We start from the raw sequence: 14,044 nt of genomic DNA on the forward strand, positions 1-14,044 counted from the left end.
GTTTTGGGGTTAAGTATTAGATGGTCGAGCTCCTTCAACGCTAAAGCGGCTCTGACTAAAATAAATGTTTTGAATGCGTTGGATCTGCTTTTTTTCGTAAGTAGATTGATGGTTGGGCAATTTACCAATGTAGTTGTATTGGGGTTGAAAATGCCGTTTGAGCACCATCTCTACCGATGATAAGCGCATGCTGGTCAATAGAATTTCAAAGCTGACCTTTTGGACTGGAATGGCTTGTAAAACGCCCCCTTTTTGAAAGAGGCGCAAGCCTGATTTGTAGATATTAACCGAGTTGCCAATATAAATGACCTGGTCTTTTAACCGAATGACATAAATGCCTTTTTTGTGTCGATAGCGACCTAGGAGCTTGGAGGAAATGGGTGGATGAATGGTCAAGTTATTGCCCTGACGATTCATAAAATGTATGTGTGTTTAAAAATGATAAAAAGGACGATTATAAAAATAAAAAACTACAGCTCTAAGTTAGCAAAAAAAGCCGTTAGATCAATTGGATCGGTGCCTGCCGTGGTAATTTTAAATAATTGCAATTGACAAGCGTCGTTGTATCGAATCAAAAGATTCATTGTTTCGAGCTGTTCGATAATAAAGTCCTGGATATTGATGGTGCCAACCTGTTTTTGAACCAATTTTTGGACAACAGCAGGCAATTGCTCCAGCTGGAGATAAAATAAGTCTTCTAACAATTGAGCGGCATTTAATTGATGCAAGCAGTTGTTGTCAGAATCATAGATTTTTCCAAGTGCTTGCTGCTCGACTTTGGTTAAGATCAGTTGCAAATCAAAGGGATTGCATTGGTGTTGATCCGCTACTTCTGTGAGCAAATCTTCAACAATGGCTTCTAGGTTTTTCTGCAGCGTTGGCAGATTCAGTTTAAGCAAGGTTTTTAGCATCGTTATGTTTTGTTTTTCTTTGTTTTAAAAGGTGTATAAGATAAATCGCCCGTGTCCATAATCAAGGTGCAATAGCTGTATTTTGGAGCCTCTTTAAGAACTTTGTAAGCTTTCATAATTTCTCTAAAGTGTGGAATGATTTTACTCTTTTGAGTCGGTGGTGCCACATTGTTTTTAAAAAACTTGGCTTTGGTCAAAGCTCCCCAAGCACCATTGGGAAACATATTGGGATCGTGAAAAACCAAGGCAAACCAAATACCCACATGTTTGGCTCGATAGAAACAAGCTTTTTGTGCTTGGGTCAAGGTAGAGGTCAAAATATTGGTGGCATCATCAATAATAAAAAACAGCCCTTCATAGCCTTTGCGAGAAAGGCGTTTGTATAAAAGCATCTCGGTAAGTTTTTCATCTGCCATCATGGCTTTGACTTTTTTGCCTCGAAACTTTTTCATAAAGTGCTTTTCAAAGACATAATCTTTGCCTTTGTAAGAAAAATAAAGTTCCTGTTCTTTTTTATCCGACCACAATTCAATCAATTCATAACCCACCCAATCTTTGTCCCAACCCGAATTGTACACAAAAATAGTGGGTCGATTACAACGCAATGCAAATTGCTGCAAATCGTAGGTCTTTCCTGAATGGGGTTTTCCAAAATAAGCTAAAAAGAACGGATGGTGTTGGTCTATTGTCGTGGTTGTAAGCTTACTCATCGTAAATAATTGCTCTAATTTCAGGATTCGTTTTTCCTTGGTCAATCAAGGCTTGAATTTCAGGACTGGGAACTTCATCGGCAACATCAATAGCGCAATAAGTATTGTTGGGAAGGTGTTTGTATCTCCCTGTTGTTTTGTGAATGCTGAATAATTTGCGCCCATCCTGGTATTCTTTTAAATGGGAAAAATCAGAGCTGGCTTGTCCTTGCTCCTGCTCTTGTTCCTCTTCCAAGGGATCTTCTGCCGTGTTTGCTGCAGAAGTACTTGGTGTGGCTTTAGATTCCATTTGTTGAATTTGATAACGATGCCAAAAAGCAGCTCCCAAACCAGCCGCTGCCCAAGTACCCACTGCCAAGAGCAGCGTCATCAAAGGTGTGGGGGCTTTAATTTCTTGAGTACTCAAGTATTCTTGAACGGCAGCAATTAAAACTTTTTTTGCTTTTTCATCTGCCGTATATTCTGCCACATGCTGCCCACTAATAGAGCTACACAATTGAGCTTTGGCTAGGTCAATATAGGTGAAGGCAATTTCTCCCAACTCTGCCAAGTTTTTGAGATTTTTGCTACTGGAGCCTGTTGCTTTTTTGATTTCTTCAACAGGATTGGTTTTGGGTGGTTCTTGGACATATCCATCCAGTGGATCTTCTTCAATTTCAATGATAGGCTCTTCCTCCCAATTTTCTGCCAACTGTTCTTGGATATCAGAATTATTTTCTGCCGTTTCTGCAGCAGTTTCTACTTCTGAAAAATCAGTTTTTGTGCCAGTAGAGTCAGTAGAGGCGGTTTTTGTTGATTTTTGCTCTAGGTCTTTTGCGGTTTCAAAATCTAGTTCTTCCTCTTCGTCTAGATCGGTGGTCAAATCCTTGTTATTGGCTTGCTCCAGCAGCTGTTGGCGCAGCTCCTCTTCCAAATCATAGGTGGTATTTGGTTGCTTGTTTTCCATTTTTTTTGAAGTTATTTTTGTAATAATTTTTAGTAGTTTCTATGGCAGTTTCTGTTTAATTTCTGAGCAGTTTCTAGCTAATTTCTGTTTCATTTCTAGGCAGTTTGAAAATCAGTTTTTGTGCTAGTAGAGCCAGTAGACGCAGTTTTTGTTAATTTCTAGCCAGTTTCTGAGCAGTTTCTAATCCAGTTTCTACGTTAGTTTGAAAATCGTTTTTTAAGTCAGTTGTTGGATTTTTTTTGCACAAGGATTTTAACTCCATAATAAGGGTGGCATTGGTGGCGTGTGCTGCCAAAGAAAAGTTGTCTGCCATCGCTTGATTTTCGTCTGTCTCCAGCCAATCGTCTTCAAAAATGCCATTGTTGAGAATGCGAATTTCGTGGGCTTCTAGTTTTTGGATTTGTGCTTTAATTAAGCCTACTACAATTGTTTTGTCAATCGGTTGTGGATGGTCGGTTTGGGCATTGCCCAGTTGTTGTTTTTTCATACGTTACTTTTTTTTAGAATAGAATATTTTATATCTGTAAAAGTATTGTATGTGTTTGGTATTGGAAAGTTTTGCTGCTGAGGTTGGGGAATTTTGTGGCGTATATTTGATTAAAAAATAAAATTCTTTTTATTACGAATAAAGAACTTAGTGGAAATATTTTTATATTATTAATTAAATATTTTTATTATTCAGTTTCATAATTATAAAATGATTTGTTATGTCAAATGAAATTGACTTGGTATCAAGCTTAATCAAAGAAAGAAAATATAAAAAGGCTGTTGAAGAAGCAAAAAAAGTTATAGCTGATCCTTCCTTAGTGAAGGATTTTATGCCCTTATACGCTGAAATTCTTAGAAAAGCTAAACGTTTTAAAGAATTAGTAGAATGCTATAAAATGTGGGATGAAAATAAAATTTCTTTTTCTGATTGGGATTTTCGGCATTTTGCAAATGCTCTTCGAAAGAATGAGAAATATGAAGAGGCTTTGAATATTTGCAACATTGTAAAGAAAAGATCTCCAAATTTTAAACCTATATTAAGTGAATATTATTGGACTTTATTTTATAAAGATATAAAAGGTAGGAATATATCTGATGTTTCTGAAAATAAAATTTTGGATTTTGCTAATGAAGTTAAAACTAAATTCAAAAACGTAAGTAATAGAGAATTTACACCATATGACATTGTTTTATTATATATATCTGAGTTTTACCATTATAAAGGTAATTATCAAAATTGTTACAATTGGTTATCAGAATTGGATGGCAAAAAATTGAATAAAATAGGGAAATTCAAGAAAGGGGATGAAACTATTGTTTTTGTCCCTCAAAGAGCTAAATATTATCTTTATATGAGTAATTCTTTGCTGAATCTTGGGAAAAATGAAGAAGCTAAACTTTTAATAATAGAAGCTCTTTATACATATCCTTTTTGGAATAAGTTGTCAGAAATGTTATTAAAAATCGCAGAAAAAGAATTCGGTTGTGTTGTTAAATGTATGATGGAAGTTCATTGAAATAAAAGACAAAAATTTTAAACAAATGCCATTGATACTTAAGTTTCTTAGAAAACTTGGTAGTTCTTCGGTGAAATCGTGCAATTTTAGAGCGAATAAGAGTATTAATACCTTCAATATCTTTAGTAAAAGATTTACCAATAATATGTTGATAATAAGGTAAGACCTCTTTAAAACTCTTAAAAGCATCTGTACAGTAAAATTCAATTTCTATATCTAGACACTTTAATTGTGTCATTAAATATCGAAGTTGCTTTTTTGTACGTTTGCCCATTGTTACAGCTAATATTTCTTTGGTCTCAGGAGCGTAAACGTAGAAAACCCACACTTTTTTACCTTTCTGATTCACAAAGGAATATAACTCATCAATTTGCACTTTTTTATACTTCTTTTGTCTAGGAGTAATTTTAATTTTTTCTCCTTGCTCTAGTATAAATCGAAGAGTAGTTTTAGGACTAATTCCAAATATTTTGTAACAATCTCTAATACCACTACCATGTAATAAAGAACTTTGTAGCTGGGCTTTCATACTTGGATCTGCTCCTTGGTATAAATATTCAGCTTGAAATTGTTTGCCACAATTCTTACACAGAAAGTTTTGTCTTCCTGTGGTTTTTTTCCCGTTTTTAACGACCTTTGAATTGTGGCAATGAGGACATTTTATTTGTATAGATATTGAACACATCTTACAAATATAGTCTTCATTGTCTTTTTTTCTAACTTATCATACAATCTACATCACTACCAAGAATTCAGTTGCAAAGGATATGATTTATTCGATAAAATGTTAAAAAAAATAGGCTTTAAAATTGATAGAGTTAGAAAGAATTATTTAAAAGCATTGATAAATCTTGAATATACTGAGAGTTGGACAATGGGATTCCCTAATGATTATTCAAGAAATTTTCAGGTTTTAATGCTAGGTCGAGCTATTAAGAGATTATATAAAGAAATAGAGTTAAAAGCAACAACATCTAGTTTTCTTACTATAAATTATAACATGATTTCAGCAAGTGAAGTTGGGAATTTTGTGTTTTGCCCAGTTTCATATAGTATTCAGAAATCTCTTTTAGTAGATGAAGACCCAGAGAGTAATGTTGAACTTATTTGGGATGAAAAAAAAATATTATTAGATCGAATTAATGCTTACAAAAAAGCAAAAAATATAAATCATGCGTTCTCTTCAGAAGAAATGAATAAAATTGGAACTTTACCCAAAAGTATAGGATACATATTAAGTTCTAAAATACTCCAAGAAAATAAAAAAAATAAAAAATCAATAATTTTTTATAATAAAGCAAATGATTTTTGTGGGGTACCTGATTATTGGCTTTCGAATAATGAAAACTTTGTCGTAGAAGAAAAATTTACACGTTATAATGAAAATAAAGTAAGTAGTGAAAATGAGTATTTAAATCATAAAGCAGAATTATTAGCTCAAATGATTGAACTAGATAAATTGGGTGCAAAAAATGGGTACATTATTTATTGGCTATGGAATTTTGAAAAAGTACGATATGAAAATAGAGTTTCAACCGACTATAGATTAAGAAATGTAAAGATTCATGAAGTAAAGTTGACTCCTGAAAATAGGAAATACTATAATCAAGTTATCTTAAATATAAGAGATTTTAACACTAAAAAAGCTATAAATTTTAATGTTAATTCATTAAAACCCAATAAATGTATTAACTGTGGAGTATCGCAGTATTGCCATCATAAAACTGGTCTAATTCCACAAATACAATTACCTTACAATAAAAAATAAAAAGAAAAGACCTTACATGTATTCCCATCCATGTAAGGTCTAAATCACCCCAATTAAAACCCAAATTTATTCTTAGTTAGTTATGATCACTTTTGATACACTTACTATAAATGCTAAAGCAATGCCAAGAAGTAAAAATACTTAATAATAAAGGTTTTATATATTTAATTATATTATAATTTATTCTATTTTGAAAATAGAACCTAAAATGGGAAGCCTTCTAAAAATGTTTCCGCATCTGCAGCAGCAACTTATCAAACAAAGGCACCACTGTTTTTAACTCAGTAGGTGTCATATATTGGATAGCATGGTACTTCGTTTTGGTCAAAAAGATATTTTGAATCTTCATCTCCTGGAGTTTGTAACCAACGTACTGCTCAAAGAGCCGAGCAAAGATTTCATTTCTTCTCAAGAAGTAATCTAGATATTGTTTAGGAATTGCTTTTCGAATACGTCTCACATAACTAGAATCCGCTGTTTTGCTCTTGTCCCAATACGCCTTTTCAAGAATCTCCTCCATCCAGTAACGCATGGGCATTTTAGCGGCATCGTAAGTGATGCGTCTAGGATCTGTCGAGCGACCATCGGATAGCGCATAGATTTTGGGGTTCGCCTCTACCCTAGCGCCAAAAAAATAATCCAGGAAATGACCATACTCATGTGCAAAGGATCCCACCCCGCCCGAAAAGACAAAGCGGACTTTTTTCTCGGTAGGTTCATCAAAACGGTTCTCTTCGTAGTAACGAGTGAGATTGATAATATTGGTAGAGGGTTCATAATGGGCTAAAGCTCCCTTTACCCCTCGGGCTCCAAAGGCAATGCCCAAAGTTTTGTCCAAACCAAGGTTGTTTCCTTTGAATCGCAACACTCGATTTAAGTCATACAAACAAATGCCTAAAGCAGCCAAATAATTAAAACGGTCTTCATGCGTTACCCAGTTACCAAACTGATAGCCCCTCAATTGAAAGACTTCGTGCACCGTTCGAACATCTTTGAGCTTGTCATAAAAGCGTTTTTCCATCGCTCCTTTTCGAAAGAATTGATACAATTCTACAAAACCTTGATCTTCCCACCATCGTTCGGCTCTAGAGCCTCCTTCTGGACTTAAAGTATCTACAATTTTCATGGCTTAGCGTCTTTTTTTAAGTTTTCCTAATCGTTTTAGTTTCTTTTGGTTGAGCATGGATAAGGGAACCCCTCTCCCAACAATCTGCTCATCAGGATGTAATTTAGCTCTGGTTTTTTTTAGTTTTTTCATGTGTTTTTAGATTTGATGAAAGAATGAAAGCCCCTAAAATACGGACTTTGAATGCAAAAAACAAGGCAATAAAAAACGCCACTAGGAACTAATGGCGTAAATTTTAAAGGTTGATTTTTTCTATATTTTTGCTGAGGAGGCTTTGGGTCTCAGCTGCTGCAAATAAGTTTGAGTGCTTTTAATTTTTGTTTTTAGCAAGCAAATTTGTTGTTCTTGACAAAGCAATTGTAAAGGATTCTTACTTCCTTTCATTTGAGTTAATTTTTGCTGTTCTTTTTCTAATTTCTGCTGTAGCTTCTGCAGCAATTGATCAAGAATAACACAAGCATTTTTTGTTGTCATGAGTCGCTGTTTTATGGGGCAGTACTGCAGTAGTACTACTGCAGTACTGCTTGATTATGAATTGGATAAAAGATTTGTTTTTTTCTCTCTAGCAGCAATCAAACAAGAGCGTTTGCAATAGGTATGATTATGCGATTTGTGAATAAAACCACTGCCACATTCAGGGCAAATACGAGTATATTCCTTCTTAATTTTTTCCTCTTTTGGAGGATCTTTTTTTTGCTTTTCATAATCAATAAAACCAATCTTTTGGATACTTGGCGCCGCATGTGGTTGAGGAGCTTTTTCTTGTGGTTTTTCGCCGTAGTACTGCTGCAGTACTGCAGTAGTACTTCCTGTGTTTATCGGGGTTTCCGTATTTTGAGCAGTTTCCTTTTTCTCCTTCTCACATTCGGTATAATACCACCAAGAAAAGCCCATCGAAAGCAGAAACAACAACTCAAAACCAATGGCTGCTCGAACCAATTGTGTACTCAATTTTTCTCGCTCCAAAGTCATGGTAGATTTCCTAGATTCAAAATCCTCCAATGCCTTTTGTTCGATGACTTGGTTCTCGAGTAAAAGAGCCGCCAGAGCAGCGTCTTTTTGTGCTTGAGTCGCTTCAATCTTTTCATTGTATTCTTGCACCACTTTAGAATCCTTTCGAGCCAAACGCCCTTTGTACAACCTAGTATTCCGAAAATTATCCCGTTGTATCTCGAGCGCTGCCATTCGATTATCATAATCAGAAATAATGCCTTCAGAAGATTTTAAAACAGGTGCTTGAGGAGTCGCTTCTTCAACCAGTAGGGAAGGGAGAATTTTAGCCCCTTCTATCGAAATGTAAATACTTGCCCCAACCGCTACGATTGCCAAGAGAGCAGAGAACTTTTCAACTTCTTTGTACTGAAATAAGCCCTTCATCACATCATCGGTTGATTCTCGTTTGATGACCTCAATCATAATCACCAAAGCAATAGAACAAGCGATTCGAATCACCCAATGAATGTTGAGAAATAGATAAGAAAGCATGGTGAATGCTGTTGTTAAACTTGCCAGCTGTGCAATCATACCCATGCCTAAAAAGGCTCGATTTGCCCAAGCAAAACGATGGGCAAAGTTTTTGTGTTCAAATTTCTGTTCTAATGTCTTGTTTAAAGACCAATTGAAAATGGCGTAATTTTGAACTTTACGCTGCTTGTTGTGTGGATTTTCTGCAAAAGATGTCATAAATTTGTTTTTTTAAGAATTTGTCTAAGAGGATTTCTAGTTGCCGCTAGGGATCCTTTTTTTATGCTGGTCAAATTGTTCCAATTGTACTTTGATTTCGTAGAAGATCGTCCTTAAATAAAGATCACTTGGGTCGTCGTTGTAAAGCAACTCTTCCAAAGCATATTTCTCTGTTGGCGTGAGTTGGATTCGATAGATTTTAGCTTCGTTTTGCCAGTGTTTCTCCTGTCGTTTGCTGATTTTGATAATAATCTGAATCAAGGCAGCTCTCCAACCTTTTTGTATAAAATCATCGGCAGGCTCTGGAGCAGAGAAGGGGAGCAGCATTTTTGCCAAGTAGATCCAATCTTTCAAAGTCAGTTTGATTGGAATATGTAGAACCTTGATTTGCTCAATGGCTTGATAATAGGTCATACTCTAAAAAATTGTCCTCTGATAAAATTATGCGTGTGTTGTCCATTTTGGTAGACCATAATCCGCTCTACGTCTTGATTCCAATATTGAGGCGTTTCATCCAGTCGTTCAATTGGCATACTCAAGCCTTTGGTACGACCTGTTTTTAATTTGTAAGCCGCTTTGTAAATGATATAAAGCTTTAGTTTGACGCTGCCTAAGAGCTGTTGAAAAGCTTCTTTACTCAAGGCTTGATCCTGCTTTTGAGGGTGGTAATAAGCGTTGATTTTACCCGTTTTGTTATCATACAAAACCGCCCATTCAAATACTTTTCCTTTGAGAAAAACACGTTCCAAGCGATGAATGCCCAAGCTTGGGTTTTGAGGGGTTTTAGCATCCAATGAATAGCGTTTGATTGGGGTGGGGTTACCTGGTGTTTTGATTAATAAATAACTTAAAGAATCTCTTTTGATTTTAAATTCGGTTTTGGTACTACTAGCCATAATTAAGAGAGTTGATTTGAAAAAATAGGTTGTAAACGATCTTTGAATTTTCGAATGAGTTTTTGTTTTTGAGCGGCACTCATACAAGGAGGTGCTTGTGCAATCATGCCCCTCAATTTTCTCCAGGCTTTTTCGGTGACACGCATTGCATAAGGCGTCTTACCATCCTGTAAGGCTTGCAAGGCTGAAGTATGTGCTTGGTTGATTTGCTCCATCACCATTTGATAATAAGAGAGGCTTCGATTTTTGGGACTAAACTTGGTATAGATGGTATTAAAATCATCTTTAGAATAGCCCAGTGCACGATCCCAATGCTTAGAAATGAAATATTGAGTTGGCGCAAAGATTTTGTCCATATAATCATTCTTTAAAGCATTTTCTCGTTGTTTTTGAATGGCTTCGGACACAATTCTAAGAGCCGATAGCTCAATATTGGGCAGTTTTTTGGCAAACCACTCGTTCAACATCTTCCATTGATACTTTGGATTCTTGGCCAAACCTTTGAAATAAGCAGAATCCTTGAATTGCTCGAGCTTTTGTTTGCGAAACAGGCGCACATGATCCTCTACCAAGCGCAAATGCGAGCGGAGCAGGTCAACGGCTTGCTCTGTTTGAGCGACATTGAAATTTTTGCCGCCCCAAAGTGCGACTCGAGCTTGCTCAAAGAGCTGACGAGCCAAAAAATCTTCTTTGTTGCTGCTCGGAATGAAGACTTTTTGCACAAAATTGTTCGGCAAAAGATTTGGAGGACAATTGGAAATTGACTTGCTTCCCTGCTCTGCACCTGAGATAATCTTGTGATTTAGCTCTGCGCTAGCAGAAGCCTTATCCACAACTCCTGTTGGTGTTGTATTATATTGTTTTAAAGTATCTATATTATCTAGTATAGACATCTGCGGAAAAGATGTCCTTCTATCCGCAGCATCAAGGGGCTGAGCAGCATCAGAACGAGAGGAGCCCAAGGCTTCATTTGCCTCTATTTCGCCCCAAACTAGCAACTCATAATTCAGAATCAACTTAAATTTTCCACGTCCTCTAGGATCCTCATGCATGGGCAAAGGATACGCTTTTCCTGTGTGCATAAAGTTGACCTTCTGCACCAAAATTTTAGCCTCTAAGAGCTTTTGAATACAAGAGCGCACCGTGCGCCCACTAATTTGGAGTAGGGGACGAGCGGCTTGCTGGTTGACCATCGTGGCCAGGTACTCGTTGTTGGCAAAGCAAAAGAATTCTTGTTGGTGTATCGACCAATCAAAAACATTGGGCTGCTCGGTTTTCATGGCTTCCATGGTGCGAGGCATCAGCGACAAGATTGCTTGTAGGACATCGTGTACACTAGAAACCATACCACCTCGTTTGTGCGTACGAAGCCACTTTCGTTGATAGATCTCCATCAAATCATAAATCTTTTCCAAGCTGGCTTTTCGGTCCAGTAGATCGTAGATAGAGAATTGATGAAACTTGGTTAAAAATTGGGCGTGTTGCGCCATATTGTTATTCTGTTTAAAGCTTAAAAAATGGCACAGCCTTGCAGCTGTACCTCGGCATATAAGTCGCCGTAACTATACAAGTAAAAACTTGCTACCCTGTGACCAGAAGGAGAGTCGAACTCCTTTGATTGCTGCGGATAGACAATCTTCCCCGCCTGATCGTTTCTTGTTGTCAAAATTTTTGAATAGGGCGGAGCTGTAGCTCACCCTATTCTGTTTTAACATGCTTAATCAAAAGATGAAACATGTCTTAAATTGTTTCGCTGATAAGCTTTGAGGGATTCTTTTTCAAAAAACAAATAGCCTGTTTTTTTGTATTTGAATCCATCTAGTTTGCCCTCGTCCGCAAGCTTTCTTATTGTTCTAGGTTTGAAACCTAGGAAATATGCCGTTTCCTCTGTGTTTAAGAAGTCTTTCGTTTCGATAAGCTGTAGTAGATAAATTTTTTCAAGTTTCTCATCCATTTTATCTACTCTACTGTTTTGATCCTCCATATTTGTATTTTTAGGATGAATCCTGTTGGATTTTAAATAATTATTTATTGTATTTCTGAATGCTGTCGAATCGTTATTCTATCTATGCCTAACTCGAATTGTTCGACCAATTCAATGGCTTTTATTTCTAATAGTTTTTCCAGTTTTAATACCACCTCATAAGGCGTATTGGCTGGCGTTTTGAGCAAGCGAGTAAGCTTGTTTTGGCTAATGCCTAAGGTGGTGTTTAGTGCTTCGTATTGGTCAATCGAAAGGTTTTGTCTTAGGAATTGACAAAAAGTTGGTGTTTCAAAATCGGTCATAAAATTTGTTGTTTGGGCATGGCTTCGCCCTACCGCTTAAAAGCAGTGACAAGCCACATGAATAAAATAAGTGAAAGCATCAACTCGCTTTAACATTTGCTGAGTTCACAAACAAAGGAGCTAATACATTAAAATTTATTTGTTTTGTTGGACGCTAGAAGTCGCCTTCTAGTTGTTGATCCTCCATCCTCATAAAATCTCAACAATACCACTCGGTACGCCCAAAACCATTCATCCTAGTATGAAATGTTATTTTTTTAGGTTCGATTCTCGGATTTTCGTCTACATTTGTTTACATTGGTCTACATGGTAAATGATAAAAGGTATATTTAAAACCTTGAATAGAGTTTTAATTATTTGAGTCGAATATATTTTTAATCGTAATGTTTTTTTATTTGTATTAATATCTGTAGCTATTTCTTAATACAAACATATAATTATTATTTAAAAAAGTCAAACAAAAAGTATAAAATTATTCTTAAAATTATACTTAAAAATCTTTCAATATCCCAAAATGGCTATCAATCAGCGATTTAAACAATTATTAGAAGAGCTTAAGGTAAATGCTAATCAATTGGCAAAAGAGCTTAATATTTCACAACCTACAATTGCAAAAACATTGAGCGGTGCAACTTTGCCAAGCTCAAAGTTATTTGTTCCTCTACTAGAGAAATACCCTACTGTTAATTTAAATTGGTTAATTTCAGGAAAGGGAGAAATGTTTGTGGATGAAAATCCAATGAGTAAAGAATACTTGGATCGCTTGGCAGATAGTTTAGAAAGAGAAAATACGATGCTTAGAAAAGAAGTTAATGGACTAGCTGAAGAATTAGATCGGATCAGAAAAATAGTAGAAGCACTACCAGACGAGGATTAGAAATATATTTGATGCAATGGTGTCAGTAAAATCTAGGCAATCAAATGAAAGATAAACCTGAAAACTAATGAGAAAACTTGCGTTTTATTTCCTATCGCTTGCACTTGTATTTTATACTACTTTTGCTTGTTTGGAAACAAAATCTCCAAATACTCTCTCCAAAGCAAGTAAAGTTAAAATTTTATTTACTCCATCATTTCTTTGGGAAAGAGTTGAAATTTCACTGGGAGAAGAAAAAGTTATAGTTTCTTCTGAGGATTTTACATGGGATCACAAAAAACTAGAACATTATTTTCTACTTGATCAAGTAGAAAGAGACCAAATCGACATTTCCTATATAGGGTTGAATACTAAATTTGATACTACTTTTGTATTATCTGATTCTATTAATATTCTAAATCCCCCCCATAACGTAACAAACCATTATCAGGTTGAATATTTTAATGATTTTAAAATAGATACGACTCAAAATCAAGAAGGAGGAGTCGTGAATATAGAAGACCTATATGAAAGCAATTATGATGAATATGATGAATCTTTTTTAAGGGAATGGGAATCAGATACTTTGTTTATTTTATCTGAAATAATAGGAGATATTGCATATGTCGGTTATTCAAAATATAAAATATACTCGCTTGAAGATTCTTGTCTTATTGAAATGAAATCTAAGTTTTATGAGAAATCTACGACCTCTATATCAAAAATACCAAAGCTTGAATTTGAAGCAAGATTAAAAGAACTTGAAGAAAGCTGCTTAGAAATTCCTTTTGGATTGTGTATGTCCTCTGTTAAAATCATTTTTGTTCAAAAAAATAAGATGATAACATTTTATGATAGAAGTTGCTCATGGGATGGGTTAAAGATATTGGGGAAACTTATTAAGAATTAAAGTTAGTAATATGACAGATGATTATGTTTCAAAATACATCTTCAAAATAGTTATTATAAAGATGTTAATAATCTACTAACTGAATAAGAATAAACTAACTCAATAAAGGCTGTAACCATTATAAATAAAGCGTTGTAGCGTTTTAATTTTTAATAATTTTTTACTTTAAATATGAATCTTTTTGCTGTCTAATTCGTTGTATTAAGTCCCTTATTGTATGGTTTAACTAATCGGCTAAATCCTGTACAATTACTTAATGAAAACAAATCTAAAACTAAAAGATGCGTTGTTACAACAACTATCTGAGCTTGACACACGCATCAAACAGACAGAAAACAAGATTGCTAACCAAAAGATTGAACGACTTGTAAAATTGAAACGGTCTTCAAAAAAATGAAAACAGCAGCAAGGAATTGATTCTTTGCTGCTGTTTTTTACTAGAAGGCT

Annotated in this window: 19 protein-coding genes; 4 read left to right on the plus strand and 15 right to left on the minus strand. The window is 35.3% G+C overall.

Going from position 1 to position 14,044, the window contains the following annotated elements:
• Positions 1-9: 9 nt before the first annotated feature.
• The 5 genes from QP953_RS20315 to QP953_RS20335 all read right to left on the minus strand — a co-directional run bounded on the left by QP953_RS20315 (position 10) and on the right by QP953_RS20335 (position 3,054).
• Positions 10-417 (minus strand): hypothetical protein, encoded by a 408-nt coding sequence (locus QP953_RS20315; RefSeq protein ID WP_309552723.1) that lies wholly within the window; start codon positions 415-417, stop codon positions 10-12.
• A 53-nt stretch (positions 418-470) separates the two neighbouring features.
• A complete protein-coding gene (locus tag QP953_RS20320) occupies positions 471-911 on the minus strand; it encodes a hypothetical protein (RefSeq protein WP_309552725.1) in 441 nt (146 codons plus the stop codon).
• 2 nt (positions 912-913) lie between these two features.
• On the minus strand, positions 914-1,621 hold the full coding sequence (locus tag QP953_RS20325) for a hypothetical protein (protein ID WP_309552727.1): 708 nt from the start codon (positions 1,619-1,621) through the stop codon (positions 914-916).
• On the minus strand, positions 1,614-2,567 hold the full coding sequence (locus QP953_RS20330; RefSeq protein ID WP_309552729.1) for a hypothetical protein: 954 nt from the start codon (positions 2,565-2,567) through the stop codon (positions 1,614-1,616). The genes QP953_RS20325 and QP953_RS20330 overlap by 8 nt, the downstream gene beginning before the upstream one ends.
• Before the next feature lie 151 nt (positions 2,568-2,718).
• On the minus strand, positions 2,719-3,054 hold the full coding sequence (locus QP953_RS20335; RefSeq protein ID WP_309552730.1) for a hypothetical protein: 336 nt from the start codon (positions 3,052-3,054) through the stop codon (positions 2,719-2,721).
• A gap of 220 nt (positions 3,055-3,274) precedes the next feature.
• Between QP953_RS20335 and QP953_RS20340 the strand changes: the two genes are divergently transcribed.
• Complete coding sequence (locus QP953_RS20340) at positions 3,275-4,072, plus strand: hypothetical protein (RefSeq protein ID WP_309552732.1); 798 nt, start codon at positions 3,275-3,277, stop codon at positions 4,070-4,072.
• Here QP953_RS20340 and QP953_RS20345 read toward each other — a convergent pair.
• Positions 4,047-4,757: an IS1 family transposase gene (locus tag QP953_RS20345; protein WP_309551951.1), complete on the minus strand. Its 711-nt coding sequence runs from the start codon at positions 4,755-4,757 to the stop codon at positions 4,047-4,049. The genes QP953_RS20340 and QP953_RS20345 overlap by 26 nt on opposite strands.
• Before the next feature lie 99 nt (positions 4,758-4,856).
• On the opposite strand from QP953_RS20345, the gene QP953_RS20350 reads away from it, so the two are divergent.
• Entirely contained in the window at positions 4,857-5,840 is a 984-nt protein-coding gene (locus QP953_RS20350; protein ID WP_309552734.1) for a hypothetical protein, read from the plus strand.
• Between the two features lie 220 nt (positions 5,841-6,060).
• On the opposite strand, the gene QP953_RS20355 is transcribed toward QP953_RS20350, so the two are convergent.
• The 9 genes from QP953_RS20355 to QP953_RS20395 all read right to left on the minus strand — a co-directional run bounded on the left by QP953_RS20355 (position 6,061) and on the right by QP953_RS20395 (position 11,831).
• Entirely contained in the window at positions 6,061-6,966 is a 906-nt protein-coding gene (locus QP953_RS20355) for an LPD1 domain-containing protein (protein WP_309552736.1), read from the minus strand.
• Positions 6,967-6,969: 3 nt separating this feature from the next.
• Positions 6,970-7,098: a hypothetical protein gene (locus QP953_RS20360; protein ID WP_255351982.1), complete on the minus strand. Its 129-nt coding sequence runs from the start codon at positions 7,096-7,098 to the stop codon at positions 6,970-6,972.
• Between the two features lie 120 nt (positions 7,099-7,218).
• Positions 7,219-7,440: a hypothetical protein gene (locus tag QP953_RS20365; RefSeq protein ID WP_309552738.1), complete on the minus strand. Its 222-nt coding sequence runs from the start codon at positions 7,438-7,440 to the stop codon at positions 7,219-7,221.
• A 54-nt stretch (positions 7,441-7,494) separates the two neighbouring features.
• Positions 7,495-8,649 (minus strand): hypothetical protein, encoded by a 1,155-nt coding sequence (locus QP953_RS20370; protein ID WP_309552739.1) that lies wholly within the window; start codon positions 8,647-8,649, stop codon positions 7,495-7,497.
• Positions 8,650-8,685: 36 nt separating this feature from the next.
• On the minus strand, positions 8,686-9,063 hold the full coding sequence (locus QP953_RS20375) for a hypothetical protein (RefSeq protein WP_309552740.1): 378 nt from the start codon (positions 9,061-9,063) through the stop codon (positions 8,686-8,688).
• The gene (locus QP953_RS20380; RefSeq protein ID WP_309552742.1) at positions 9,060-9,545 is read right to left on the minus strand and encodes a hypothetical protein; all 486 of its coding nucleotides are present in this window, start codon (positions 9,543-9,545) and stop codon (positions 9,060-9,062) included. Before QP953_RS20380 ends, QP953_RS20375 begins: the two co-directional genes overlap by 4 nt.
• A 2-nt stretch (positions 9,546-9,547) precedes the next feature.
• Positions 9,548-11,035, minus strand: a complete 1,488-nt coding sequence (locus QP953_RS20385; RefSeq protein ID WP_052600384.1) for a hypothetical protein — start codon at positions 11,033-11,035, stop codon at positions 9,548-9,550.
• Positions 11,036-11,262: 227 nt separating this feature from the next.
• Positions 11,263-11,529 carry a helix-turn-helix domain-containing protein gene (locus QP953_RS20390; RefSeq protein ID WP_052600303.1) on the minus strand — a complete coding sequence of 89 codons (267 nt, stop codon included), beginning with the start codon at positions 11,527-11,529 and terminating at the stop codon, positions 11,263-11,265.
• Positions 11,530-11,573: 44 nt separating this feature from the next.
• The gene (locus tag QP953_RS20395) at positions 11,574-11,831 is read right to left on the minus strand and encodes a hypothetical protein (RefSeq protein ID WP_052600304.1); all 258 of its coding nucleotides are present in this window, start codon (positions 11,829-11,831) and stop codon (positions 11,574-11,576) included.
• 514 nt (positions 11,832-12,345) lie between these two features.
• Here QP953_RS20395 and QP953_RS20400 point away from each other — a divergent pair.
• Both QP953_RS20400 and QP953_RS20405 read left to right on the plus strand, forming a co-directional pair.
• Positions 12,346-12,708, plus strand: coding sequence for a helix-turn-helix domain-containing protein (locus tag QP953_RS20400; protein WP_052600305.1), 363 nt, complete (start codon positions 12,346-12,348; stop codon positions 12,706-12,708).
• 67 nt (positions 12,709-12,775) lie between these two features.
• On the plus strand, positions 12,776-13,597 hold the full coding sequence (locus QP953_RS20405; RefSeq protein WP_052600306.1) for a hypothetical protein: 822 nt from the start codon (positions 12,776-12,778) through the stop codon (positions 13,595-13,597).
• The last annotated feature ends 447 nt before the right edge of the window (positions 13,598-14,044 follow it).

The organism is Aureispira sp. CCB-E, from assembly GCF_031326345.1.
In the GTDB taxonomy this organism is placed as follows: domain Bacteria; phylum Bacteroidota; class Bacteroidia; order Chitinophagales; family Saprospiraceae; genus Aureispira.